The sequence below is a fragment of the Pseudomonas sp. R5(2019) genome (assembly GCF_009905435.1).
GTDB lineage: Bacteria > Pseudomonadota > Gammaproteobacteria > Pseudomonadales > Pseudomonadaceae > Aquipseudomonas.
This window is the reverse complement of the sequence record NZ_JAAAMT010000007.1, coordinates 76822-102890: the sequence shown is the minus strand read 5'-3', so window position 1 is coordinate 102890 and position 26069 is coordinate 76822. Positions and strand designations below refer to the sequence as shown.

Here is a 26069-nt window from a genome sequence, read left to right as displayed (position 1 = left end):
TGGCGTGGAGGGCGTCTGTGTTTCGGGCAAAGGGTTCAACAGGAAGGCCCGTAAACCGCGGCCTTCAGGGTCATACGCGTTCGATTGCCAGGGCCAGGCCTTGACCGACACCGACACACATGGTCGCCAGACCTTTTTTACCGCCGGTTTTCTCCAGCTGATGCAAAGCGGTCAGGATCAAGCGCGCACCGCTCATGCCCAGCGGGTGGCCCAAGGCGATCGCGCCGCCGTTTGGGTTCACCTGCGGAGCATCGTCAGCCAGGCCCAGCTCGCGCAGCACCGCCAGACCCTGGCTTGCGAACGCTTCGTTGAGCTCGATGACGTCAAAATCGCTGACCGCAATGCCCAGGCGTTCGGTCAGTTTGCGCACCGCAGGCACCGGGCCGATGCCCATCACGCGCGGAGCAACACCGGCGCTGGCCATGCCCAGGACCCGGGCGCGGGCGGTCAGGCCATGTTTCTTGACCGCTTCGGCCGAGGCCAGGATCAGCGCGGCCGCACCGTCGTTGACGCCTGAGGCGTTGCCGGCGGTGACGGTTTTGTCCGGACCATTGACCGGCTTGAGCTTGGCCAGGGTTTCCAGGCTGGTGTCAGCACGCGGATGCTCGTCCTGGGAAACCACGGTTTCGCCTTTTTTGTGGACAATGCGCACCGGCACGATTTCTTCAGCGAAGAAGCCTGCTGCCTGCGCGGCTGCCGTCTTCTGCTGGCTGCGCAGGGCAAAGGCGTCCTGGTCTTCGCGGGAAATCTTGTAGTCATCCGCCACGTTGTCGGCGGTTTGCGGCATTGCATCAACGCCGTACTGGGCTTTCATCAATGGGTTGATGAAACGCCAGCCGATGGTGGTGTCTTCCAGCTTCATGTTGCGGGAAAACGCCGCATCTGCCTTGCCCATCACGAACGGCGCGCGCGACATCGACTCGACGCCACCGGCAATCGCCAGCTCCATCTCGCCGCTGGCAATGGCGCGGAACGCGGTGCCGACTGCGTCCATGCCCGAAGCGCAAAGACGGTTGAGGGTCACGCCCGGCACGCCTTCCGGCAGACCGGCCAGCAGCAGCGCCATACGGGCGACGTTACGGTTGTCTTCGCCGGCCTGGTTGGCACAGCCGAGGAACACTTCGTCCAGCTCTTCCCAACGGACCGACGGGTTACGCTCGATCAACGCCTTGATCGGCGCGGCAGCCAGGTCGTCGGCGCGCACGCCGGACAAACCACCGCCAAAACGGCCGATCGGGGTGCGAATCGCGTCGCAGATAAAGACTTCACGCATCACGCTTCTCCTGGTGCCTGGCCATGGGCGGCCGCCGTGCGAGCTTCCAGATCGCGCAGGGCGGTCAGTTCAACTTCGGTCGGCTCAGCGGTTGCAGCCACGTTGTCGGCAAAGCGGATCGCCCAGCCGGTAGCGGCGACGATCTGCTCACGGGTCACGCCAGGGTGGATGGACGTGACAACGAATTCATTGCTGCCGGCTTCCGGCTCCATGATGCACAGGTCGGTGATGATCCCGATCGGGCCTGCACCCGGCAGACCAAGACGCTTGCGCGAGTCGCCGCCTTCGCCGTGACCGACGGAGGTGATGAAGTCCAGCTTGTCGACGAAGGCGCGGTTGGACTGCTTCAGGATGATCAGCACGCTCTTGGCGGAGCCGGCGATTTCCGGAGCGCCACCGGCACCTGGCAGACGGACTTTCGGGTTGTGGTAGTCGCCCACCACGGTGGTGTTGATGTTACCGAAGCGGTCAACCTGCGCAGCGCCGAGGAAGCCCACGTCGATGCGGCCACCTTGCAGCCAGTAGCGGAAGATTTCGCCGGTCGGCACAACGGTATCGGCGGTTTCAGCCAGCTCACCGTCACCGATGGACAGCGGCAGCACGCTTGGCTTGGCGCCAATCGGGCCGGATTCGTAGATCAGTACCACGTCAGGCGACGAGGTCAGGCGCGCCAGGTTGGCAGCCTTGGACGGCAAGCCGATGCCGACGAAGCAGACCGAACCGTTCTTCAGGCGACGGGCGGCCGCCACGGTCATCATTTCATTGGTGGAGTAAGTCATTATTTAGCCTCCGAAGCGCTGGCCAGTTTCGCCCTGAATTCGTTGAAGTCGCTGGTGCCACGGACGTATTCGTCGATCCAGGCGGTGAACGTCTCGCGGCTGCGGGCAATCGGGTCCCAAGCCTGGTAGAAACGGTTGTCACGCTCGGAGTAACCGTGGGCGTAGGACGGGTGTGCACCACCCGGTACCAGGCAAACGGCCGAGAGTGCCCAGGTAGGCAGCACGCAGGCGTTCATCGGGGCTTGCAGGTCGTCGACGATTTCTTCCACGGTCACGATGCAGCGCTTGGCGGCCAGTGCGGCTTCTTTCTGTACCCCCAGGATGCCCCAGAGCAGTACGTTGCCCTTGCGGTCGGCTTTCTGTGCGTGGATCACGGTGACGTCCGGGCGTACCGACGGTACAGCGGCCAACACTTCACCGGTGAAGGGGCAGGTGACGCTCTTGATCAGCGGGTTGACCTTGGGCAGGTCGGAACCGGCGTAAGCGCGCAGTACGGCGAACGGCAGGCCCGATGCACCGGCAACGTAGGCGTTGGCCAGGTCGGCGTGGCTGTGCTCTTCGATTTCCATCGCGTGCGGCCACTGCTTCTCGACTGCATCACGCAGACGGTGCAGCGAACCGACGCCCGGGTTACCGCCCCAGGAGAAAATCAGTTTCCTGGCGCAACCGGATCCGATCAATTGGTCGTAGATCAGGTCAGGCGTCATGCGCACAAGCGTAAGGTCCTTCTTGCCCTGACGAATGATTTCGTGACCGGCAGCGGTCGGGATCAAGTGCGTGAAGCCTTCAAGTGCGACGGTATCGCCATCGTTGATGAATTGCTTCACTGCGTCGTGGAGCGAGAGGATTTCAGCCATGGGAGACTCCTATATTCACTGCGCCGATTGCAGGGGGATTGAGAGACGCTCGGGCGGCGCCGAATTGAAGCCAGATTAAGCTTGGGATTGGTGCCGCACAATCCGATAATCGACTATCCGTTCGATTATCGAACCAAATGTCACCTGTAAAAAAGGCCATGCCCGGGTCGGGGCGTGGCCTTTTTTTCAAACGTAAACATCACGGACTCAGGCCTCTTTATTATGTGGCCGGTGCAGTCGTGCCGATGTGAGCGACATTAATGAGGCAGGAGAAACAGCGTCAATTCGATAAACGCATATCTGTGCGCTTATCGAACAGGAACATACCAAACGGTTTACGCAAACAATTGTGCACTCAGGTCACGGCTGGCGGTCAGCATGATCGGCAAAAACCGCTGCTCCAGCTCACTGCGACTGACCCGGCCGGCATGGGTACTGACGTTTAAGGCGGCAAGCACCTGGCCCGAGGCGTCGTAGACCGGTACGGCGATAGAACGCAGCCCCTGCTCCAACTCCTGGTCGACGATGCACCAGCCTTGCTGGCGCACCAGCTGCAGGCATTCGAGCAACGCACCGGCCTCGATGATGGTACGGCTGGTCTTGGGCTGCAGGTCAGCGTGGTCGAGGTATTCCTCAAGGGTCGCGTCGTCGAGTGCCGCCAGCAGGATACGGCCCATCGAGGTGCAATAGGCCGGCAGCCTGCCGCCGACTGACAAGTCCACCGAGATCAACCGCTGGGTGGTGGCCGAACGGGCAATATAAAGAATGTCGTCGCCTTCCAGCGTTGCCATGTTGCAGGCCTCATGCAGCTGCTCGCTCATGCGGTCCAGATAAGGCTGGGCCGAGACGGCCAGTGGCGTGGACGACAAATAGGCATGGCCCAGGGTCAGCACTTTGGGCAGCAGCGAATAGGTGCGCCCGTCAGTCGTGGCGTAGCCCAACTTGATCAGCGTGTGCAGGCACCGACGCACGGCCGCACGGGGGATTTCGGTGCGGTGGCTGATCTGGGCAATGGTCAGGTGGCGCTTGCGCTCTTGAAACGCCTGCACCACCGCCAGGCCACGCGCCAGTGAGGTCATGAAATCCGGATCGCCGGTAAACGCCTGGATGCGCTTGGCCGGCGAGGCGACGATCGGTGGCGCCAGCGACGTGAAGGAATTACGCAGCTGGTCGTTCAAACCCGGGCCGCCAGGGCGTTGATCTTGACTCATGACTCACCTCGAAAACATACAACCGAGTTCGATTATCGAACCATCGACCGATAATCGCAATTGACCATTTGCCGCGTTGCTTATACCTTTCCCTGGCCACAACGTGGCTTCTTGGAGATCTTGGTCAGGTACCCACCGAAGAAGTCCCCGGCACGGCCTTGCCCACGAAGCGAGGCCGTTTTTTCTTCGACCCGCCGTCAAAAAATCTGCTTGAACCTTTTTTCGATGTGTCAGACCACACTGTCGATGCTTCTGTGCGCCGGGCCCTCTTGAGTTGCCCGGTGCTGTGCATGTAACAAAACGCCGACTGAAAGTTGCATCATGTTAATGAAGCGAGATAGTGTTATGGCGTCAAACCGCTATAATCGAACACATTGACGAACGCTCTTTCTCTGACTGGGTGTTCTCATACTGGATGATGCACATTGGCAGTGCCCGTCCAGAGGCAGGCTCAACGCCGCAAGCAATACATTTGCCCTCCTTGAGGCCTGCATATCGGAAGTCTGTTGCTACGACAGCTATTGTTGTCTGGTGCCGTGGCCGTGCGCTTTCCCTGTTATCGCCTGTTCGCCCGATGTGTTCGTTGGCGAAACACGCGAACCCTGGAAGTGGCTGCACGTAATCACCGGATGTTCCTCCAACTTTTAAGGTAACACTGTGACCAAAGAAGAACTGCGCGCCGAACTTGAGCGCCAGGAACAACGCTACAAGGAAGTCTACGGTGGCGAAGTCACCACCTATGCCGCCCAACCCGAACCGGAACGCAAGCCATGGCGCAAGCGAGCCACCGTTCAAGACCAGGTATTTGCCCAGGAACTGGAAAAAATGGAAAAGGAGCTCAAGGCCGAACAGCCTTGAGCTGTGCCGTGCGGCTAACCTTTCACCGGTGCAAATTTGCGGATTCGGCAGTGAACCGAACAGGGTATTTTTTTGTCTGATCGGACACCTGGCCCGCCACATGAAAATACCCGGTTACTGAATCACACAAATTTCATACAAGCGTTTGAAATATTTCCTTCATACGTTTGAATGCATTTTTCTCAGGCGTTAGCGGCAAATTTCTCGGATTTTTCTGAAATTTACCGCAATTTCCGCACGCACCCTCGTTCTCCTCCCCCCTGATTCGAGGTGCAACCGGTCGGAAGCTAGTGCATTGATTAGAAGTGATTTCTGGCATAATCGCGCCCCCTTATGACCGGGTCAGAAAACCTTCATGATCGATTTATTCAGCGGGCTCGACGCTTGGGTTCTTGTGAGCCTTCTGCTCGCCCTGGCCTTTGTCCTCACCTTCGAGTTCATCAACGGCTTTCATGACACCGCTAACGCGGTAGCGACTGTCATCTACACCAAAGCAATGCCGCCGCACCTGGCCGTGTTCTTTTCCGGTGTATTCAACTTTCTCGGCGTGTTGCTCGGAGGGGTTGGCGTTGCGTACGCCATCGTTCACCTGCTGCCGGTCGAATTGCTGATCAATGTGAACACCGGCCACGGCCTGGCGATGGTCTTCTCCTTGCTGGCAGCAGCGATCGCCTGGAACCTGGGTACCTGGTACTTCGGTATTCCGGCTTCCAGTTCGCACACGCTGATCGGTTCGATCCTGGGTGTGGGCCTGGCCAACGCCCTGCTGAGCGACATTCCGCTGGGCGATGGCGTCAACTGGCAGAAGGCGATTGATATCGCCGCCTCGCTGGTGATTTCGCCAATGGCCGGCTTTGCCGTTGCCGCACTGCTGTTGCTGGGCCTTAAATGGTGGCGTCCGCTGTCGAAGATGCACAAGACCCCGGAACAGCGCCGCCAGCTGGACGATAAAAAGCACCCACCTTTCTGGAACCGTCTGGTCCTGGTGATCTCGGCCATGGGCGTGAGCTTCGTTCACGGTTCCAACGACGGTCAGAAAGGCATCGGCCTGATCATGTTGGTGCTGATCGGTATCGTGCCTGCCCAGTTCGTTCTCGACCTGAACAGCACTACCTACCAGATCGAGCGTACCCGTGACGCGACCCTGCACCTGAGCCAGTTCTACCAGCGCAACAGTGCAACCCTGGGCGAATTCCTGGCCCTGGGCAAGTCCCGCGAAAGCGACCTGCCGGAGCAGTTCAGCTGCAACCCGCAGCAGACTGAACCGACGATTGAAGCCTTGCTCGGTACGCTCAAAGGTGTTTCCGACTACCATTCGCTGCCCGCTGAAAAGCGCATCGAAGTCCGTCGCTACCTGCTCTGCCTGGATGACACGGCGAAGAAAGTCGGCAAGCTGAAGGGCCTTGAGGCGCGTGAAAAAGCCGACCTCGAGAAGCTGCGCAAAGACCTGACCGCGACCACTGAATACGCACCATTCTGGGTGATTCTCGCCGTGGCCCTGGCCCTCGGCATCGGTACCATGGTCGGCTGGAAGCGCGTGGTGCTGACCATCGGCGAGAAGATCGGCAAGCAAGGCATGACTTATGCCCAAGGCATGTCGGCGCAGATCACCGCCGCCTGCGCCATTGGCATGGCCAACGTGTTCAGCCTGCCGGTTTCCACCACCCATGTGTTGTCCTCGGGCGTGGCCGGCACCATGGTTGCGAACAAAAGTGGCCTGCAAGGCGGCACGGTCAAGACCATCCTGTTGGCCTGGGTACTGACCCTGCCTGCGACGATAAGCCTGTCGGCCGGGCTGTTCTGGCTGGCGAGCAAAGCGCTGGTTTGATCCCTGCTATATATAAGGAAGGCGCCTGATGGGCGCCTTACTTTTTTCAACCTGGCTCAGACCCGACTTTGTAGGAGCGGACCTGGCCGCGATGGGCTGCGCAGCAGCCCCCGAGGCAGGTGATATCTACGACAAGCCCAAGGGGTGCGGGCGGTTTCGGAATCGCCGGGGCCGCTTCGCAGCCCATCGCGGCCAGGTCCGCTCCTACATGGACGTCTGTGCCCGAGGTTTACCGCCGCTTGCTACCCCCCAGCAACGACCCCATCAAGCCCCGCACCAAATTCCGGCCAATCTGATTCGCGGCCTGGCGCATGGCCGACTTCAACGCCTGCCCGGCAACGCTGCCGAGAAACTCACCGGCCTTGTCTCCAAAACTCTCTTCGGCGGGCGTGGATTTTTCCGGCAATTCTTCAGCAGCCTGGCCCTTGCGCGCTCGCGCGGTAAGCATTTCATACGCCGACTCCCGGTCCACTGCCTGGTCATAACGGCCCTGCAACGGCGACTGGGCGATCAATGCTCTGCGCTCGGCATCGCTTAACGGCCCGATGCGCGATTGCGGCGGGGCGATCAGCACACGCTGGACCATCGCCGGTGTGCCCTTGTCCTGCAGCGTGCCCACCAACGCTTCACCAATCCCCAGCTCGGTGAGCACGGCCAGCGAATCGAACGCCGGGTTCGGCCGGAACCCTTCGGCCACCGCCCGCAGCGATTTCTGCTCCTTGGCGGTAAAAGCGCGCAAGCCATGCTGGACACGAAGCCCCAGCTGCGCCAGCACATCATCCGGCAGGTCGGCGGGTGACTGGGTCACGAAATACACCCCAACGCCCTTGGAGCGGATCAACCGCACCACTTGCTCCAGACGCTCCTGCAAGGCCTTGGGTGTACCTGCAAAGAGTAGATGCGCCTCATCGAAAAACAGCGCCAGCAGAGGTTTGTCCGCATCGCCGCGCTCGGGCAACTGCTCGAACAACTCGGCCAGCAGCCACAACAGGAAGGTCGCATAGACCTTGGGCGCCTCATGCACCAGGCGGCTGGCATCGAGCAGGTGGATGCGCCCACGCCCTTCGGCCGTCGGGTGGAGAATGTCTTCAAGTTGCAAGGCCGGCTCGCCAAATAGCGCTTCGGCACCTTGCTGCTCCAGCGTCGCCAGCCGACGCAACAGGGCTTGGCTGGAGCCCGTGGTCATCAACGCGCTGTCTTCGCCCAGCAGCTGCGGATTGTCCTTGAGATGATTGAGCAGTGCCTTGAGGTCCTTCAGGTCCAGCAACAGCAGCCCTTCTCGGTCCGCCACTTTGAACGCGGCATACAACGCCGCCTGCTGGCTGTCGGTCAACTCCAGCAGGCTGCCCAGCAGCAACGGCCCCATTTCGCTAATGGTGGTGCGCAAGGGATGGCCGCTTGCACCGTTGATGTCCCACAAGGTCACCGGGTAGGACTGCGGGCGATGGTTCAGCCACGGCATGCCGGCGATGCGCTCGGCCACCTTGCCCTGGGGGTTGCCCGCTGCACCCAGGCCACACAAGTCACCCTTGATGTCGGCGGCAAACACCGCCACCCCGGCATCACTGAAGGCTTCGGCCATGTGCTGCAAGGTAACGGTCTTGCCGGTACCGGTGGCGCCGGCAATCAGGCCATGGCGATTGGCCAGGCGCCAATCCTGGGCGACAGGCTGTGCCTGCAGATCCGCTCCCAGTACAAGTTGTGCGAAATCAGACATTTTTTCACCCTTGATTAAGCTTTGCGGCAACGCAGTCGATACCGATGGAAGTAACAAGCGTTTTCTGAAAGGCCGGTTAGATAGACCTCATAGGGACAGAGGGCTCTCAACTTCGAAGCGGCTGGCCTTTCGTGCAAACCATTGTTGATGCAAACGGACTCCAAGACCTTAGCGGACACAACACGCCATGAACAATACTTTGCGATTCAGCCACAAGATCCTGCTTGCGGCGTCCCTTATCGTAATCGCCGCCTTTTCACTTTTTACACTGTATAACGACTACCTTCAGCGTAATGCCATTCGCGCAGACCTGGATAACTATCTGCACGAAATGGGAGAAGTCACCGCGGCGAACATCAAGAACTGGTTTGACGGGCGCACTCTGTTAGTAGAAAACCTCGCCGAAAACGTTGCCCTTAATCCTGATCGCACAAACGTTGCTGCATTACTGGAACAAAAAACGCTGGCATCGAGTTTCCTGGGTATCTATCTGGGTGACACCGACGGCCAGTTCGTGATTCGCCCGGATGCCAAGATGCCGGAAAGCTACGACCCACGCGCCCGTCCCTGGTACAAAAGCGGCCAGGCCAGCAGCGGTCCGGCCCTGACCGAGCCCTATATCGACATGGCGTCGAACAAGCTGGTGATTTCCATTGTCGCGGCCACCACCAAGGCCGGGCGCAACCTTGGCGTGGTGGGCGGCGACTTGAGCCTGGATGTGCTGATCGAGATCATCAGCGCGCTGAACTTCGATGGCATGGGCTACGCCTACCTGGTCAGCGCCGACGGCAAGATCCTGGTCCACCCGGACAAAAATCTGGTCATGAAATCCCTGTCGGACCTGTATCCGCACAACACCCCGCGCATCAGCACCGACATCAGCGAGGTCGAGGCCGACGGCAACCACCGCATTGTCACCTTTACTCCGGTCAAAGGCCTGCCATCGGTGAACTGGTACATTGGCCTGTCCGTCGACAAGGACAAGGCCTACTCGATGCTCAGCGAGTTCCGAACCTCGGCGGTGGTAGCGACCCTCATTGCCGTGATCTTTATCATCGCCCTGCTGGGCATGCTGATTCGCCTGCTGATGCAGCCGCTGCACACCATGAGCCGTGCCATGGAAGACATCGCCCAAGGTGAAGGCGATCTGACCAAGCGCCTGCAGATTCATACCCAGGATGAATTCGGGATTCTGGGCAACGCCTTCAACCGCTTTGTCGAACGTATTCATGGCTCGATCCGCGAGGTGTCCTCTGCCACCGAGCAGGTCAACGAAGTCGCCTTGCGGGTGGTCAGCGCCTCCAACTCCTCGATGCTCAACTCTGACGAGCAGGCCAACCGCACCAACAGCGTGGCCGCCGCCATTAACGAACTGGGCGCCGCCGCCCAGGAGATTGCCCACAACGCCGCCCAGGCCTCGCAACAGGCCGGCAGCGCCCGGCACCTGGCTGAAGAAGGCCAGCAAGTGGTCGAGCGCAGCATTGATGCGATGAACCGGCTATCGGACCTGATCTGCACCTCCAGCTCACACATCGAGACCCTGAACAGCAAAACCGTGAATATCGGCCAGATCCTGGAAGTGATCACCAGCATCTCCCAACAAACCAACCTGCTCGCCCTCAACGCAGCCATCGAGGCTGCCCGTGCCGGTGAAGCCGGGCGTGGCTTTGCGGTGGTGGCCGATGAGGTGCGCAACCTGGCACATCGCACCCAGGAATCGGCGCAGCAAGTGCAGAACATGATCGAAGAGTTGCAGGTGGGTGCCCGCGAATCGGTCAGCACCATGGGCGAAAGCCAGCGCCACAGCCAGGACAGTGTGTCGATTGCCAACCAGGCCGGCGAGCGGTTGGGCAGCGTTACCTTGCGCATCGGCGAGATTGACGGGATGAACCAGTCGGTCGCGACCGCCACCGAGGAGCAGACCGCAGTGGTGGAAGCGATCAATATGGACATCAACGAGATCAACACCCTCAACCAGGAAGGCGTGGAAAACCTGCAGGCTACCTTGCGTGCCTGTTCGGACCTGGAGCAACAGGCCAGCCGGCTCAAGCAGCTGGTGGGCAGCTTCCGAATCTGACCCTGACCTGGGGCCGTTGCACGGCCCATCGCGGCCCGAGCCGCGATGGGCTGCGAAGCACCCCTCAAGCAAGCGATCGAACATCTATTCTTCATAGAGGTCAACCAAGTGGATGACGACCTCGGAGGGATGCTGATCGTGCATATCGCTGACATCACCATGTTCTACGCCCCTGCCAGTGGCGGAGTGCGGACCTATCTTGATGCCAAACACCGTCGCCTGGGCCTGCATCCGGGTGTACGCCACAGCCTTTTGATCCCCGGTGCCAATCTCACCCGGCAAAACGGGATTTACGAAGTCCCTGCCCCCGCCCTGCCCTTCGGCAATGGTTACCGCTTTCCGCTGCGGCTGGCGCCCTGGCGCAATGTCTTGCACGACCTGCAACCCGACCTGATTGAAGTGGGCGACCCGTACCTGACGGCCTGGGCCGCTCTGGATGCGCGCCGGCAACTGGATGTGCCGGTGATTGGTTTCTATCACTCCGACCTGCCACTGCTGGTCAGCAACCGCATGGGCAATTGGTTCACCCCCAACGTCGAAGCCTATGTGAGCAAGTTGTACGGCAATTTCGACCGGGTGCTGGCGCCCAGCCAAGTGATGGCCGACAAGCTGCGCAGCCTTGGCATCAGCAATGTGCACGTGCAACGCCTGGGTGTGGACCTGGCGACCTTCAACCCCAGCCTGCGCGAGCCGGGCCTGAAGGCACAACTGGGAATCCCCGAGGACAGCCGCCTGCTGATTTTTGCGGGTCGCGGCTCGAAGGAAAAAAACCTGCCGATCCTGCTCGACTGCATCAAGCGCCTCGGCAAGCCGTACCATCTGCTGCTGGTGGGCTCGCACATGCCGACCGGCACCCCGGACAACGTCACGGTGATCGATCATTTCTGCCCGACACATGAAGTCGCCCTCCTGATGGCCAGCGCGGATGCCCTGGTGCATGCCGGCGACCAGGAGACCTTCGGCCTGGTGATCCTCGAAGCCATGGCCAGCGGCATCCCCGTGGTGGCCGTGGCGGCAGGTGCATTCAACGAGATCGTTCAGCCGGACTGCGGGCTTTTGTGCGCGCCCAACGACGGCCTGGCCATGGCCCGCAAGGTGCACGAGCTGTTTGAAGGCGACCCGCTGCAACTTGGCCAATCGGCGCGCCAGCATGCCGAACAACACTATGCCTGGGACAGCGTCGTCAACGGCTTGCTCGCCCACTACCGAGCCGTCCTGGGCAGCAATCTGGCGCTGCACGTTCATGCCTGAGACAGTCGCCAGCTCCCCCGGGCAGCCCAGCCTGCTGTTGGTGTTGCATGATGTCGCGCCGCACACCTGGGCCGACTATCAACCCTTTGTCGAGGCCGTGGACGCGCTCGGCTCGATCCCCATGACCTTGCTGGTGGTGCCGGACTTTCATCGGCGCTATGCCCTGGATGCCGATGTCTGTTTTCGACAGCAACTGGAGCGGCGCCTGGCCCGCGGCGATGAGTTGGCGCTGCACGGCTACTGTCATGCCGATGAAGGCCCGCCGCCGCTTACACCTGGCGAGTACTTCATGCGTCGGGTCTACACCCGGGAGGGCGAATTCTACAATCTGAGCCGTGATCAGGCTCTGGAGCGCCTGCTCGCTGGCATCAGGCTGTTTGAGCGCCACGGCTGGCCACTGCACGGTTTTGTCGCGCCGGCGTGGCTGATGAGCGAAGGCACCCGCGAGGCGTTGCGTCAGTTGCCTCTAAGCTACACCAGTGCCCCGCAGACGCTGTTCCGGCTGCCCGACTTCACCGCGGTGCCAGCACCGGGGCTGGTCTGGAGCGCGCGCAGCCGCTGGCGGCGTGGACTGTCTCGACTGGCCAACGATGCCCGGGAAGCGCACTGGCGGCACGCATCGACGATCCGCCTCGGCCTGCACCCGGTGGACATGCGCCATGACTTCTCCCGAGACTACTGGCTGACATTGCTGCAACGCCTGTTGGCACAGGGGCGCCAGCCCATGACCAAGGTCGCCTGGCTGGCAAGCCAGGCCCGCGCATGAGGCGCTTGATCGGCTTAGTGATCGCCATACTGGTCGCTGCGATGATTCCGCTGTGGGTTGGCGGCAGCGATATCTGGCCACGCTTGCAGCGCTTTCCCCTCACCCTGCTGTTGATCATGTTCGGCATGATCAGCACCTGCTGGTTGATCAACGCCTTACGCCTGCGCCTGCTGCTGGGTGATCACGTCGGCCGGTTGGGACGCCTGCGCAGCATAGGGGTGGTGATGTCGACCGAGTTCGCCATTTGCGCCACGCCCGGTGGCAGTGGCGGCCCGCTGACCCTGATGGCGCTACTGGCGCGCAGTGGCGTGCGCCCGGCGCGCAGCAGCGCGGTGTATGCGATGGACCAGTTCAGCGATCTGGTGTTCTTTCTCTGCGCCCTGCTCGGCATTCTGCTTTATGCGTTGCTGCACAACCTCAGCCGCAATCAGGAATCGCTGCTGCTCAGCAGCGCCCTGCTGATGGCCGCAGGGATTTGCCTGTGCCTGGCCGTCATGCGCTTCCATCGGCACCTGATCCGCATCAATGGCCGCCTGCTGCACTGGCTCAAGGTTGCCCCGCCGACACGGCGGCGTTGGGCGCGCAAGCTGCTGCACTTTCTCGAGGCGTTTCGCGATACCTGCACCCTGCCAAGGCGGGTGCTGTTCAAGGTCTTCGCCTTGACCTGCCTGCACTGGGGCCTGCGCTATAGCGTGCTGTACCTGGCTCTGAAAGGCCTGGGCGTCGACCTGCAATGGGGCTGGAGTTTTCTGATTCAGATGCTGTCGCTCAGTGCCGGACAGCTGAGCCTGTTGCCTGGGGGCGCCGGAGCGGCCGAGTTGACCTCGGCAGCCCTGCTCGCACCGATGGTCGGCAAATCCACAGCGGCAGCCGCCATTCTGATTTGGCGGGCGGTGACCTACTACTTCTATCTGATCGCTGGCGGGCCAGTGTTTCTGCTGATGCTGGGGCGCCCACTGCTGCACAAACTGCAAAACCGGTAGGAGCCGGGCTTGCCCCAATGCCGGTCAGTTAAGGCATTGAACGACACAACCCCTGTGGGAGCGGATTTATCCGCGAATGAATACACCGCGGTTTTTCAGGCATTGCGCGTCATCGTTCATTCGCGGATAAATCCGCTCCCACAGAATCTATGCGTTAACTGACTGGCATTGGGGCTTGCCCGCGAAAGAGGACACCGCGTTTTTTCAGGGGTTGCGCGTCTTCGTTCATCGCGGGCAAGCCCGGCTCCTACCAGAACGGCGTCAGTTAAAGACCACCGTCTTGTTGCCATGTACCAGCACGCGGTCTTCCAGGTGGTAGCGCAAGCCACGGGCCAACACCATTTTTTCCACGTCGCGACCGAAGCGCACCATGTCTTCAATGCTGTCGCTGTGGCTGACACGCACCACGTCCTGCTCGATGATGGGGCCTGCGTCCAGCTCTTCAGTGACATAGTGGCAGGTCGCACCGATCAGCTTGACCCCGCGCAGCGACGCCTGGTGGTAAGGCTTGGCGCCGACGAACGACGGCAGGAAGCTGTGGTGGATGTTGATCACTTGGCCTGCGTATTCCTGGCACAGCTGCGGCGGCAGGATTTGCATATAGCGCGCCAGCACGACCACATCGGCGTCGTGTTGCTTGACCAGGCGCGAGACCTCGGCGAACGCCGATTGCTTGTCCTGCGGGTTGACCGGCACATGAAAGTACGGAATGCCGTGCCACTCGACCATGCTGCGCAGGTCGTCGTGGTTGGAGATGACACAGGCGATCTCGCAATCGAGTTCGTCACTGTGCCAGCGGTGCAGCAAATCAGCCAGGCAGTGGGACTCGCGGCTGGCCATCAAGACCACGCGTTTTTTCTGGTCGGTGTCGGTAATGCGCCACACCATCGAGAATTCTTCGGCGATCGGCGCAAAGGCTTCGCGAAATGCCTCGATGCCAAAGGGCAGCGTGTCGGCACGGATCTCGTGACGCATAAAGAACCAACCGCTCAAGTCATCAGAGTGATGACTCGCTTCGGTAATCCAACCATTGTAGGACGCCAGGAAATTACTGACTTTAGCGACGATGCCAACGCGGTCAGGGCAGGCAATCACCAGCCGATAGGTGCGCATGTAGGAAACTCCAAGAACTTCGCAAAGGCGCCATTCTAGCGACTGCGGGGCGGATCTGCAGTATTCCTTGCAGAGTAGGCGCCAACCGGCACGGCGACCTGTCCCACAAAACACTGGGAAAGGCCCACATGCAGGATGTATTTCAGGTGTCAGACAGTGACGCAGGAACAACCGCGCCAAAACCGACAGCCCGCTTAAATATCTAATTCGGGCAGCGCCGCGCGCACTTGAATTAAAAGTAATTTGTCCCGCTGCCCTATTTAATGTTTACTTGAACAAACCGTCTGACTATTATTGCCGCACTGTCTCCCCGTCACCCTTTCTGGATAAGGTCATCACCATGTCGCTGATCAACGAATATCGCGCTACAGAAGAAGCTATCAAAGAACTGCAAGCTCGCCTGAAGAACCTGTCGCAAGACGACAAACTGCAAACCGAACTGGAGTTCGAAGGCAAACTGCGCACCCTGATGGGCGAATACTCCAAATCGCTGCGCGACATCATTGCTCTTCTGGACCCTGAAGCCAAAGTAAACAAGGCTCCACGTGGCGCCGTGAAAACCACCGGCACCAAGCGCGCGCGCAAGGTCAAACAATACAAGAACCCGCACAACGGCGAAGTCATCGAAACCAAAGGCGGCAACCACAAAACCCTGAAAGAATGGAAAGCCAAGTGGGGTGGCGATGTGGTTGAAGGCTGGGCAACTCTGCTGGGCTAATTTAGCCGCCGCCCACCCAGGGCGATGCCTGCCATAAAAAAACGCCAGCCTTGCTGGCGTTTTTTTATTCCACTTCATATTGCAGGGTTATACGCCAAGGCGTCTCGCGAGGTCTTGCGCATACACCTGCCATTGCTCCAACACTTGCTGCTGTGCAGGGTCTGCATTCACGCCATGCTCGGCCAGCGCCTGGTTGAACTGCGCCAGGGTATTGGGCGCTCCCAGCGCGGGCTGCGTCAGGCGTTGCTGGCAGAACAGGCGCCAGCGCTGCTGCTCTTCGTCAGTCAAGGTATCGGCAAAGTTACGCGCGCGGTAACGAAACAACAATTCCGGCAAACGCTCATCATCGAACATCCATTGTGAACCTGCCCATTGTTGTGGGTCGAGGTTGCGCACCTGTTCACATAAACGCCGGTCACGTTCACCGAGAAAGCCCGCATACAACTGTTGCTCCGGGTCTTCAGTGGGGGCGAATTCTTCAGTGGCATAAATACCCGCCAGTTTGTCCGCCCAGCACGGCTGGGCGTCAATAAGCCGCCTTGCCTGTGCCAAATAATCATCCAAAGACAAACCCAACCGCTGTTGATCTTCTGCACGCAGAACGCTCAAGGGCGCCAGTACCGGGCAACGATTGATGTGAATCAACTTGAGCGGCACCGGTAATTCTCCCTCGGCAAACTCCTCGCGCCGCCGGTATAAGCGCTGGCGCAATTCATCCGCGGGCTCTTCCAGCAGTGGCGCAGGATCCAGGTGCAGGTCACAGACAATCAAGGCATTTCGATTTTGCGGATGCCAGGCCAACGGCAAGACCACACTCAGATAATGACGCTCTGCAGAAAAACGTCCGGAGATATGTATCAACGGCTGCAACAAACGGATTTGCTCGGCCACCTTATGTTTACTGCGCAGTTGAAATAACCAGTCATACAAACGCGGTTGTTGTTGGCGAATCAAACGCGCAAGGCCAATGGTTGCCCTGACATCGGACAGTGCATCGTGCGCCTGCCCGTGATCAATGCCATTGGCCGCCGTCAGCAATTCGAGCTTCAGGCTGGTACGGCCTTCAACCTGCGGCCAGACGATGCCATCGGGGCGCAGTGCGTAGGCAGCACGCACCACATCAATCAGGTCCCAGCGGCTATTACCGCCCTGCCACTCGCGTGCATAGGGGTCGAAGAAATTCCGATAGAGGCTGTAACGGGTGACTTCATCGTCAAAGCGCAAGGTGTTGTAGCCCACGCCGCAGGTCCCCGGCCTTGCCAGTTCGGCATGCACACGGGTCATGAAGTGCGCTTCATCCAGGCCTTGTTCGGCGAGGCGTTGCGGGGTAATGCCGGTAATCAGGCAAGCGGCTGGATGCGGCAGGATATCGTCGCTGAGCTTGCTGTAGAGATTGACCGGCGCTTCGATCTCATTGAGATCCAGGTCGGTGCGGATACCCGCGACTTGCAGCGGGCGATCGCTGCGCGGGTCGATACCGGTGGTTTCGTAGTCGTACCAGAAGAGGCTGGAACTCACAGGGCGCTGTCCTTGAATCAAGTTCAGGGCAGTCTAGCGCACATCACCCAGCAGTCTGAACGACCTGAAGGCTCAGGCCGATGCGTTCAACGGATAGAAACTGAAATAGTCGCGCAACGCGCTGACCAACTGCTCGTATTCCCGCGGGGCCTGCAGGAGCATGAAGCCGGAATCATAGTGGCCCGGCGTTTCATCTTCGTGACACCACAGGCAACTGGCGGTCAGGTTGATGAGATGGATCACACCATCACGGCCCGGCACCTTGAGTTGCAGCTCGAAGTCCGGTCCGACCAGCAGCGGCAACGAGCTGATCAGCATCAGCCCTGATTCGGAGACATTACCCAAGTAGCCGATCGGTTGATCGGTGTAGCGATTGAAAACCTTGAGAAAGTAAGGGAGCTGGTGACGCTCGATGCGACGTTCGGTAAACATGCTGACACTGTCCAGGCCCATTGAGTATGGCCGCACTAGTAGCTTGATTGGGTGCTTCAATAGCAAGATTAGCGCAATGTGGCCCTACAGTCATAATCCGACGCCTCTCTTTAGTATTAATCAGAGCGGCGCGGGTCTGGTCAGCGCCGCTTCTGCGCCACGGTAGTGACCCAGCTGCTGGAGTATTTGCAGCCGCGCACGAGCCCGGTAAGCGTACTCGCTGGACGGGTATTGCTCGAGGATAAAGTGATAGGTTTGCGCAGCGTCCAGATAGAGCTTCTGGCGCTCCAGGCACAGGCCGCGCAGCATCGAGACTTCCGGCTGGATAAAGCGCCGCGAACGGCTGGCGCGATCGACCTCGGACAGTTCAAGCATCACCCGCTCGCAATTGCCCCGGTCGTAGGCGCGGTAGGCGTTGTTCAGATGGTGATCCATCGACCAACGGGTGCAGCCGACGACACTGGTCGCCAGGGCTAAAACGATCAAGGCTCGCATGACAATCTCCTGTGCTGGGTTTCCTATCGGCACCGGTGGAGAAAACTGAAGTCGTTGCACCAAGGCAAGCCGGCAAAAGTAGTGAACGGTAACAATGACTACAGCAAGATTGAGGAGTAGCCTTTCGCTGCGCTTCACTAAAGGAGTCTGTGCATGACCGTTCGTCGTACCAAAATTGTCGCCACGCTTGGCCCCGCCAGCAACTCGCCGGAAGTTCTCGAGCAACTGATCCTCGCAGGCCTGGATGTTGCCCGCCTGAACTTCTCCCACGGCACACCCGATGAGCACAAGGCACGCGCCAAGCTCATCCGCGATACCGCTGCCAAACATGGCCGCCATGTCGCGCTGCTCGGTGACCTGCAAGGCCCGAAAATCCGTATCGCCAAATTTACCAACAAGCGTATCGAACTCAAGGTTGGCGACAGCTTCACCTTCTCGACCGCCCATCCGTTGACCGACGGCACCCAGGACATTGTCGGCATCGACTATCCGGACCTGGTCAAGGACTGCGGTGTCGGCGACGAACTGCTGCTCGACGACGGTCGCGTGGTCATGCGCGTTGAAACCGCAACCGACGATGCCCTGCACTGCTCGGTACTGATCGGCGGCCCGCTGTCGGACCATAAAGGCATCAACCGCCGTGGTGGCGGCCTGACCGCACCGGCATTGACCGAGAAAGACAAGGCCGATATCAAGCTGGCCGCCGAGATGGAGCTGGACTACCTGGCCGTCTCCTTCCCGCGTGATGCCGCCGACATGGAATACGCCCGTCGCCTGCGCGACGAAGCCGGCGGTACTGCCTGGCTGGTGGCCAAGATCGAACGCGCCGAAGCGGTCGCCGACGACGAAACCCTCGACGGCCTGATCCGCGCCAGTGATGCGGTGATGGTTGCCCGTGGCGACCTGGGTGTGGAAATCGGCGACGCCGAGCTGGTCGGCATCCAGAAGAAAATCATTCTGCATGCACGCCGCCACAACAAGGCCGTGATCACCGCGACCCAGATGATGGAGTCGATGATCCAGAACCCGATGCCGACCCGCGCTGAAGTCTCCGACGTGGCCAACGCCGTGCTGGACTACACCGATGCGGTCATGCTCTCGGCCGAGAGCGCTGCCGGCTCCTACCCGATCGAAGCGGTCCAGGCCATGGCGCGCATCTGCGTCGGTGCCGAGAAGCACCCGACCAGCAAGACCTCCAGCCACCGCATGGGCACCCAGTTCACGCGTTGCGACGAGAGCATCGCGCTGGCCGCCATGTACACCGCCAACCACTTCCCGGGTGTGAAGGCGATCATCGCGCTGACCGAAAGCGGCTACACCCCGCTGATCATGTCGCGGATCCGTTCCTCGATCCCGATCTTCGCGTTCTCGCCGCACCGCGAAACCCAGGCCCGTGTAGCCTTGTTCCGCGGCGTCTACACCGTGCCGTTCGACCCTGCCGCCCTGCCGGCCGACAAGGTCAGCCAGGCCGCTGTCGACGAGCTGCTCAAGCGTGGCGTGGTCAAGCAAGGCGATTGGGTGATCCTGACCAAGGGTGATAGCTATCACACGATTGGCGGCACCAATGGCATGAAGATCCTGCACGTGGGTGATCCGCTGGTCTGATCCAGCAGGAACACCGCGGCGCGGCCTTCGCGGGCAAGCCCGGCTCCCACATCCCCGGCTCCACATCGGTGTGTAATCGGGGGCTTTTGTAGGAGCCGAGCTTGCTCGCGATGGGCTGCAAAGCAGCCCCAGGCTTTTAGACGCTACGCCCCACAAACACATCCGCCAGCATCTGGTTGCGCGGCAACCCCGCCAGATACAACTGCCGGGAAAACATCTCGACACTCGCGGGCGACCCGCACAGCAACGCCATCGTCTGCCGAGACTGCAAGCGCATGGACGGCACTTCCCCCGCTTCGAACCCTTCGACCTGCAATGGCGGGTGGCATCGCGCCATCTCCTCCAAGGGTTCACGCCAGTACTGCACACCGCAATGCACCAACCGAATCGGCCCCTGATGCTCCTGACGCAACGCCTCGCGCAAGATCCCCCACAACGGCCCCAGCCCCGTGCCGGCCGCCAATAGCCAAAGCGGTCGGGTCTGCCAGTCCGGGTCGTAATGCAAGGCGCCACTGCGCAACTCCCCCAGTTGCACCGGATCACCTATCTGCAAAGCCCGCGCCGCATCACTGAAGGCACCGGGGTAGCGGCAATCGATATGAAACGCCAGCCACGGGTCGTCCTGCGGCAGGCTGGCCAAGGAATACGGCCGAGCCACGCCACCGGCCCAGAGCACCAGGTGCTGACCGGCCTGGTAGCGAAACGGTCGCTCTGGCGCCAGGCGCAGGTGCAGCACGTCGCCCTCCAGCCAGTCACAGCCAATCACCTCGGCCGGCACGCCATCCCGGGCGGGGTCGAAGACCGCCACGCTCAAGTCATTCTCGACCCGGCACTGGCAGGCCAGGCGCCAGCCCTGCTCGCGCTTTTGCGCATTGAGCGCCGTGGGGTTGATGTCCAGGGGTTCGCCCTCGACACAGCGCACCAGGCAGGCATGGCAACTGCCCGCCCGGCAGCTGTACGGCACCGCAAAGCCAGCCGCGTTCAGGGCATCGAGCAGATTGCTGCCAGGCTCGACCGCCCAGCGTCGAGCGCCCACCGCCAAGTCAGGCATCGGTGCCCTCCCAGGCCGCCGCACAGCGGTTGCGGCCATCGCGCTTGGCCATGTACAAGGCCTGGTCGGCGCGGTGCAGCGCTTCATCCAGGCCGTCGTTCATCGAAATCAAGGTCATCCCCACCGACAAGCTCAAATTGGAACCGACCAGCCCGGCCAGCTCCGCACTGGCGAAGGCCAGGCGCAATCGCTCGCAGCAGGCCGAAAAACGCTCGGCGTTGGATTCAGGTATCAACAGGACAAATTCTTCGCCGCCGTAACGGGCCAATACATCGCCCTCACGCAGGCACGCGCCAGCGACTGCGGCGAACACCTGCAACACTTGATCGCCCGTTGCATGGCCGTGGCGATCGTTGATGCGCTTGAAATTATCCAGATCAATCAGCGCCAGGCCGTGACGCTGATCCGCTCGCATCAGCGTCAGCTCATTGGAGGCCAGGCGCAAGAAGTGGCGGCGATTGTACAGCCCGGTCAACTCGTCCGTCGCCACCAGGTCTTCAAGCTGTTGCATCATGCCGCGCAGGGTGTCCTGATGCGCCTGCAGGGCAAAGCGGCGCTTGCGTATGCGCAAGCGGGACACCTGGACATAACTGGCATACAGGCACAGCCACGTCAGGATGACCAACAACGCGCACACTTGAATGGCCGCCAGCCCCGGGTCGGGCAGCGCCTGCTGCCAGGCCTCCCAGAGGTTCAGCGCACCGAAGCTGAAAAACACCAGCACGGCGCAGCGCACCAGCACCCGCCTTCGCAGGTGAAACAGGCCGAACATCAGGATCAGTGCATAGAACATCAGGAAGGTGCCGCGAGCCTGCTGCAGATTGGCCAGCAACCAGGTGTGCCATCCCAGCGCCAGCAGGACCTGAAACTCGGTCAGGCCGGGGTCAGCGAAACGCTTGTTACGGCCGCTGAAAAACACCCAGGCCAAGGCGCCCTGGCACAGAATCACCAGCGCGGTGCTGATCAGCGCCGTGGTCAGCGAGCCGTGAAAGTAACCGCCGAGAATCGCCACCCACACCAGCAGCAGCAACAGGGCATAGGTCCCGGCTGCCAGCAGGAAGCGTTTGATCAGCAGTTTCTGAAGGGCATTTCTGGTCACTTGTCGATTCACGGTGTTCGAAAGGACTCTTGTCGGGAGATCGCCACGCAGAGTAGATGGCTTTAAGCCATCGCCCAACCTGGCGTCTCAAATAACGATTCAATTCTCCAGCGCCTGTACAACTATGGCACACCCCTGCACGGCAGGGGTCATGGCGGTAGCGCAAGATCAGTGCCGAACGGCGCTCGACCTTCGTTTGTCCACCGGCACGTGTACCCGCGCACGAGGCAAGGTATACTGCGGCGCCTTTTTTGCGTCGATGTCACTCGTCGGCGCGCCTGAAAAGTCTTTTCGACGAGTCGGCTCGACCTTGTTGGAATACCTTATTGAATGTTCCCGTCTTTAAGAGGAGCGCGCCGCATGACCGTGATCAAGCAAGACGACCTGATTCAGAGCGTTGCCGACGCACTGCAGTTCATTTCCTACTACCACCCCGTTGATTTCATCCAGGCCATGCACGAGGCCTACCTGCGTGAAGAATCGCCTGCCGCACGCGATTCGATCGCCCAGATCCTGATCAACTCGCGCATGTGCGCCACCGGCCATCGCCCGATCTGCCAGGACACCGGTATCGTCACCGTGTTTGTCCGCGTGGGCATGGACGTGCGCTGGGATGGCGCGACCATGAGCCTGGACGACATGATCAACGAAGGCGTGCGTCGCGCCTACAACCTGCCGGAAAACGTCCTGCGTGCCTCCATCCTGGCCGACCCGGCCGGCGCACGTAAAAACACCAAGGACAACACCCCGGCGGTCATCCACTACTCCATCGTTCCCGGCAACACCGTGGAAGTGGACGTGGCGGCCAAGGGCGGCGGCTCCGAAAACAAGTCGAAAATGGCCATGCTCAACCCGTCCGACTCGATCGTTGACTGGGTGCTGAAGACCGTTCCGACCATGGGCGCTGGCTGGTGCCCTCCAGGCATGCTGGGCATCGGCATCGGCGGCACCGCCGAGAAAGCCGCGGTCATGGCCAAGGAAGTGTTGATGGAATCCATCGACATTCACGAGCTCAAGGCCCGTGGCCCGCAAAACCGCATCGAAGAGATCCGCCTGGAGCTGTTCGAGAAGGTCAACCAACTGGGCATCGGCGCCCAGGGCCTGGGCGGCCTGACCACCGTGCTTGACGTCAAGATCATGGATTATCCGACCCACGCCGCCTCCTTGCCGGTGTGCATGATCCCCAACTGCGCCGCCACCCGTCACGCGCACTTCGTGCTCGACGGCTCGGGCCCGGCGGAGCTGGAAGCACCGGACCTGGACGCCTACCCGGAAATCGTCTGGGAAGCCGGCCCGTCGGCTCGCCGCGTCAACCTCGACACCCTGACCCCGGAAGAAGTGCAAAGCTGGCAGCCAGGCGAGACCATCCTGCTCAACGGCAAGATGCTCACCGGCCGCGACGCCGCGCACAAGCGCATGGTCGAGATGCTGAACAAGGGTGAAACCCTGCCGGTCGACCTGAAAGACCGCTTCATCTACTACGTCGGCCCGGTTGACCCGGTTCGCGAAGAAGTGGTTGGCCCAGCCGGCCCGACCACCGCCACGCGGATGGACAAGTTCACCCGCCAGATCCTCGACCAGACCGGCCTGCTGGGCATGATCGGCAAGTCCGAGCGCGGCCCGACCGCTATCGACGCGATCAAGGACCACAAGGCGGTGTACCTGATGGCCGTTGGTGGTGCTGCCTACCTGGTGGCCCAGGCGATCAAGAAGTCGCAGGTCGTGGCGTTCGCGGAACTGGGGATGGAAGCCATCTACGAGTTCGACGTCAAAGACATGCCGGTGACCGTTGCTGTCGACAGCAAGGGTGAGTCGGTTCACATCACCGGGCCTGCGATCTGGCAACAGAAAATCGCCGAAAGCCTGGCGGTGGAAGTGAAGTAAGCGTTACTGCAGCACAAAAAAGGCGACCTCAACGGGTCGCCTTTTTTATTACCAAAACTGCTGATTCAACTCGCTCTTGCTGTAGGATGTCCCAGAACTGGTTCTCCAGCCGCAAAGTCGTCACCACCCCGCAAATGCGCAGCGAGCGCGAGCGCGATTCGTACAGGATCGGGTCGGCCTTGACGTAGAGCTCGCACATACACCGCCCTCAAAGCGTGATTTTGGTCCCCAGCAGGCCCAGGAAACCGGCCAGCCACTGTGGGTGCGCCGGCCAGGCCGGAGCAGTCGCCAGATTACCCTGGACATGGGCCTGGCTGACTTCGATGTCGATGTACTGCCCGCCCGCCAGGCGGACTTCCGGGGCACAGGCTGGGTAAGCACTGCACTCGCGCCCTTCCAGCACGCCAGCGGCGGCCAGCAGTTGGGCGCCATGGCAGACGGCCGCAATCGGCTTGCCGGCCGTGTCGATAGCCTGCACCAGTTGCAGCACCTGCTCGTTCAAGCGCAGGTATTCCGGCGCTCGGCCGCCGGGAATGACCAGCGCGTCATAGTCCTCGGCGCGGACCTTGGCAAAATCGAAGTTGAGGGCAAAGTTATGCCCCGGTTTTTCGCTGTACGTCTGGTCGCCCTCGAAATCGTGAATCGCCGTACGCACCGACTGGCCGCTGACCTTGCCCGGGCACACCGCGTGCACGGTATGACCGACCAGATACTACTTAGAGATATTTCCTACACCCGGACAGCCTCAGTTGCGGGATTTGAACAGGTTCACCACCACCCGGTCGAGCCAGCCATAGAGCCGCTGTTGCACCCGACGCCAGAACGGACGCACCCGCCACAGATCGAGGTCTATCTGCAGGCTGCGAGCAAAGTCGCGCTCGAAGCTCTCGGCCACGGCCAGGGTCAGCGGCGGGTCGATGGCCTCAACGTTGGCTTCCAGGTTGAAGCGCAGGTTCCAGTGGTCGAAGTTGCAAGAGCCGATGCTGACCCAGTCATCGATCAGGACCATTTTCAGGTGCGAAAAGCACGGCTGGTATTCAAAGATGCGCACGCCTGCGCGCAACAATCTGGGGTAGTAGCGGTGGCCGGCGTAGCGCACTGAGGGGTGATCGGTGCGCGGGCCGGTCAGCAGCAGGCGCACATCGATACCGCGGGCGGCAGCACGGCGCAGTGAACGGCGAACTTTCCAGGTCGGCAGAAAGTACGGCGTGGCCAGCCAGATGCGCCTCTGCCCGCTGTTCAGAGCCCGCACCAACGATTGCAGGATATCCCGGTGTTGACGGGCATCGGCATAGGCCACCCGACCCAGGCCCGCGCCGGTCAAGGGGACGCGCGGCAGGCGTGGCAATCCAAAGTGCGTGGGCGGTCGCCAGGCGGTGCGGCGTTCATTGGCGCGCCACTGGCGGTCGAAGAGCATTTGCCAGTCGGCCACCAGCGCCCCTTCCATGGCAACCATCGCTTCATGCCACTCACTGACCTCCTCGCCCGGGCGCCAAAACTCATCGGTCACGCCGGTGCCGCCGACCACCGCCCATTCCTGATCGACCAGCAGGATCTTGCGATGATCGCGGTACAGATTACGCAGCCCGCGCCGCCATCTGACCCTGTTGTACCAGCGCAGCTCGACGCCGGCCTCCAGCAGGCGCTGGCGCAGGCTCAAGGTGAAGGCCAGGGCGCCATAGTCGTCGAACAGGCAGCGCACCTGCACGCCACGCCCGGCCGCCTGTACCAGCGCCTGGACCATGGCTTCGGCGCAGGCACCGGCTTCGACCAGGTACAGCTCCAGATCGACCTGACGCTGGGCCCGGACAATCGCCGTCAGCATGCGCGGGAAAAATTGGGGGCCGTCGATCAGTAACTCGAAGCGGTTGCCGCTACGCCACGGAAAGATCGGCCCGGCCATGTCAGCGCGCCGTGAAGATCAGCACCGCACCCACCGGCACGGCAAGGCTGATGGACTTGAGCCCGGCCAGCTTGCGCAAGGCGGCTACGCCGGGCGCCAGGTCAAAGTCTTCGGCCTGCAGCACCAGCGGCTCCAGGGTCACGACTTGAAAGCGCCGGTCGTCCAGTCGAGTGGCCAACAGCTCGGCGTTGTAACGTTGGGTCTTGCCGTGCAGCGTCACGTCAAGCGGCAGGCGAAGTTCCAGTTGAGCGCCGGGCGCCAGGTCATTGATCGGTTGCAGGTCGATCTGCGCCTGCACCTGGGCTTGGGGGAAGGTTTTGACGTTGAACAAGGATTTGCGCATGCGCTCATCCCGCAATGGAACCCCGCTGTTGACGGAGTCCATTTCGATTTGCAGCTCGGCCACGCCTTTGCGGTCGACCTTGCCATGCAGGACCAGAAAGCGCTGCACCTCAGCGATCTCAACATTTTTGGTGGTGACAAATGACAGTCGTGATGACTCGTTGTCCAGATACCAGTTGGCCTGTACCGGGAGTGCCAAGACCCCGAGCAGGGCCAGCAGAAGTCGCTTCGAGCGGCGCATGAAAATTCCTGAAACACGTTAGCCGTCAACCTTAACCGGCTGCCGGATGGCTGGCAAACCTGACGGCT

At 61.0% G+C, this 26069-nt stretch carries 22 protein-coding genes and 3 pseudogenes; 10 read left to right on the top strand and 15 right to left on the bottom strand.

Annotation, left to right across the window (positions count from 1 at the left end; genetic code table 11):
* Positions 1-70 precede the first annotated feature (70 nt).
* The 4 genes from pcaF to pcaR form a co-directional block, all read right to left on the bottom strand.
* Entirely contained in the window at positions 71-1276 is a 1206-nt protein-coding gene (gene pcaF / locus GUY40_RS07030; RefSeq protein WP_371924730.1) for a 3-oxoadipyl-CoA thiolase, read from the bottom strand.
* Positions 1273-2055, bottom strand: a complete 783-nt coding sequence (locus GUY40_RS07025; RefSeq protein WP_371924740.1) for a CoA-transferase subunit beta — start codon at positions 2053-2055, stop codon at positions 1273-1275. Before GUY40_RS07025 ends, pcaF begins: the two co-directional genes overlap by 4 nt.
* The gene (locus GUY40_RS07020; protein ID WP_166568223.1) at positions 2052-2909 is read right to left on the bottom strand and encodes a CoA transferase subunit A; all 858 of its coding nucleotides are present in this window, start codon (positions 2907-2909) and stop codon (positions 2052-2054) included. Before GUY40_RS07020 ends, GUY40_RS07025 begins: the two co-directional genes overlap by 4 nt.
* Before the next feature lie 335 nt (positions 2910-3244).
* A complete protein-coding gene (gene pcaR / locus GUY40_RS07015) occupies positions 3245-4087 on the bottom strand; it encodes a pca regulon transcriptional regulator PcaR (protein ID WP_166568285.1) in 843 nt (280 codons plus the stop codon).
* A gap of 690 nt (positions 4088-4777) precedes the next feature.
* Between pcaR and GUY40_RS07010 the strand changes: the two genes are divergently transcribed.
* On the top strand, positions 4778-4978 hold the full coding sequence (locus GUY40_RS07010) for a hypothetical protein (protein WP_166568222.1): 201 nt from the start codon (positions 4778-4780) through the stop codon (positions 4976-4978).
* Between the two features lie 355 nt (positions 4979-5333).
* Positions 5334-6806, top strand: coding sequence for an inorganic phosphate transporter (locus GUY40_RS07005; RefSeq protein ID WP_166568221.1), 1473 nt, complete (start codon positions 5334-5336; stop codon positions 6804-6806).
* Positions 6807-7035: 229 nt separating this feature from the next.
* Here the strand turns inward: GUY40_RS07005 and GUY40_RS07000 are convergent, their stop codons facing one another.
* Entirely contained in the window at positions 7036-8523 is a 1488-nt protein-coding gene (locus GUY40_RS07000; RefSeq protein ID WP_166568220.1) for a helicase HerA-like domain-containing protein, read from the bottom strand.
* Positions 8524-8710: 187 nt separating this feature from the next.
* On the opposite strand from GUY40_RS07000, the pseudogene GUY40_RS28725 reads away from it, so the two are divergent.
* From GUY40_RS28725 to GUY40_RS06980, 5 genes and pseudogenes are all read left to right on the top strand, one after another.
* Positions 8711-9742 (top strand): annotated as a pseudogene (locus tag GUY40_RS28725) (cache domain-containing protein); the annotation flags it as partial.
* 93 nt (positions 9743-9835) lie between these two features.
* Positions 9836-10600, top strand: a complete 765-nt coding sequence (locus tag GUY40_RS28720) for a methyl-accepting chemotaxis protein (RefSeq protein WP_371924739.1) — start codon at positions 9836-9838, stop codon at positions 10598-10600.
* A gap of 129 nt (positions 10601-10729) precedes the next feature.
* Positions 10730-11851, top strand: a complete 1122-nt coding sequence (locus GUY40_RS06990; RefSeq protein WP_166568284.1) for a glycosyltransferase family 1 protein — start codon at positions 10730-10732, stop codon at positions 11849-11851.
* Positions 11844-12617 (top strand): DUF2334 domain-containing protein, encoded by a 774-nt coding sequence (locus GUY40_RS06985; RefSeq protein ID WP_166568218.1) that lies wholly within the window; start codon positions 11844-11846, stop codon positions 12615-12617. The genes GUY40_RS06990 and GUY40_RS06985 overlap by 8 nt, the downstream gene beginning before the upstream one ends.
* Entirely contained in the window at positions 12614-13600 is a 987-nt protein-coding gene (locus GUY40_RS06980; protein WP_166568217.1) for a lysylphosphatidylglycerol synthase transmembrane domain-containing protein, read from the top strand. The genes GUY40_RS06985 and GUY40_RS06980 overlap by 4 nt, the downstream gene beginning before the upstream one ends.
* A gap of 261 nt (positions 13601-13861) precedes the next feature.
* On the opposite strand, the gene purU is transcribed toward GUY40_RS06980, so the two are convergent.
* Positions 13862-14713, bottom strand: coding sequence for a formyltetrahydrofolate deformylase (purU, locus tag GUY40_RS06975; protein WP_166568216.1), 852 nt, complete (start codon positions 14711-14713; stop codon positions 13862-13864).
* Between the two features lie 340 nt (positions 14714-15053).
* Here purU and mvaT point away from each other — a divergent pair, with 340 nt between their 5' ends.
* Positions 15054-15431 (top strand): histone-like nucleoid-structuring protein MvaT, encoded by a 378-nt coding sequence (gene mvaT, locus GUY40_RS06970; RefSeq protein ID WP_166568215.1) that lies wholly within the window; start codon positions 15054-15056, stop codon positions 15429-15431.
* 87 nt (positions 15432-15518) lie between these two features.
* Here mvaT and sbcB read toward each other — a convergent pair whose 3' ends face one another.
* From sbcB to GUY40_RS06955, 3 genes are all read right to left on the bottom strand, one after another.
* Positions 15519-16949 (bottom strand): exodeoxyribonuclease I, encoded by a 1431-nt coding sequence (gene sbcB / locus GUY40_RS06965; protein ID WP_166568214.1) that lies wholly within the window; start codon positions 16947-16949, stop codon positions 15519-15521.
* Positions 16950-17021: 72 nt separating this feature from the next.
* On the bottom strand, positions 17022-17381 hold the full coding sequence (locus tag GUY40_RS06960; RefSeq protein WP_166568213.1) for a PilZ domain-containing protein: 360 nt from the start codon (positions 17379-17381) through the stop codon (positions 17022-17024).
* 120 nt (positions 17382-17501) lie between these two features.
* Positions 17502-17876: a tetratricopeptide repeat protein gene (locus GUY40_RS06955; RefSeq protein WP_166568212.1), complete on the bottom strand. Its 375-nt coding sequence runs from the start codon at positions 17874-17876 to the stop codon at positions 17502-17504.
* A 153-nt stretch (positions 17877-18029) separates the two neighbouring features.
* Here GUY40_RS06955 and pyk point away from each other — a divergent pair, with 153 nt between their 5' ends.
* The gene (gene pyk / locus GUY40_RS06950) at positions 18030-19481 is read left to right on the top strand and encodes a pyruvate kinase (protein ID WP_166568211.1); all 1452 of its coding nucleotides are present in this window, start codon (positions 18030-18032) and stop codon (positions 19479-19481) included.
* Between the two features lie 136 nt (positions 19482-19617).
* On the opposite strand, the gene GUY40_RS06945 is transcribed toward pyk, so the two are convergent.
* Together GUY40_RS06945 and GUY40_RS06940 are read right to left on the bottom strand one after the other, a co-directional pair.
* The gene (locus GUY40_RS06945; protein ID WP_166568210.1) at positions 19618-20532 is read right to left on the bottom strand and encodes an iron-sulfur-binding ferredoxin reductase; all 915 of its coding nucleotides are present in this window, start codon (positions 20530-20532) and stop codon (positions 19618-19620) included.
* Positions 20525-21631 carry a GGDEF domain-containing protein gene (locus GUY40_RS06940; RefSeq protein ID WP_166568209.1) on the bottom strand — a complete coding sequence of 369 codons (1107 nt, stop codon included), beginning with the start codon at positions 21629-21631 and terminating at the stop codon, positions 20525-20527. Before GUY40_RS06940 ends, GUY40_RS06945 begins: the two co-directional genes overlap by 8 nt.
* Before the next feature lie 360 nt (positions 21632-21991).
* On the opposite strand from GUY40_RS06940, the gene GUY40_RS06935 reads away from it, so the two are divergent.
* Positions 21992-23515 (top strand): fumarate hydratase, encoded by a 1524-nt coding sequence (locus tag GUY40_RS06935; RefSeq protein WP_166568208.1) that lies wholly within the window; start codon positions 21992-21994, stop codon positions 23513-23515.
* 76 nt (positions 23516-23591) lie between these two features.
* Here GUY40_RS06935 and GUY40_RS06930 read toward each other — a convergent pair.
* The 4 genes and pseudogenes from GUY40_RS06930 to GUY40_RS06915 form a co-directional block, all read right to left on the bottom strand.
* A pseudogene (locus GUY40_RS06930) lies at positions 23592-23714 on the bottom strand (ribbon-helix-helix domain-containing protein); the annotation flags it as partial.
* A gap of 9 nt (positions 23715-23723) precedes the next feature.
* A pseudogene (locus tag GUY40_RS06925) lies at positions 23724-24224 on the bottom strand (DJ-1/PfpI family protein); the annotation flags it as partial.
* 36 nt (positions 24225-24260) lie between these two features.
* Complete coding sequence (locus GUY40_RS06920) at positions 24261-25418, bottom strand: phosphatidylserine/phosphatidylglycerophosphate/cardiolipin synthase family protein (RefSeq protein WP_166568207.1); 1158 nt, start codon at positions 25416-25418, stop codon at positions 24261-24263.
* Position 25419: 1 nt separating this feature from the next.
* Positions 25420-26001: a YceI family protein gene (locus tag GUY40_RS06915; protein ID WP_166568206.1), complete on the bottom strand. Its 582-nt coding sequence runs from the start codon at positions 25999-26001 to the stop codon at positions 25420-25422.
* Between the last annotated feature and the right edge of the window lie 68 nt (positions 26002-26069).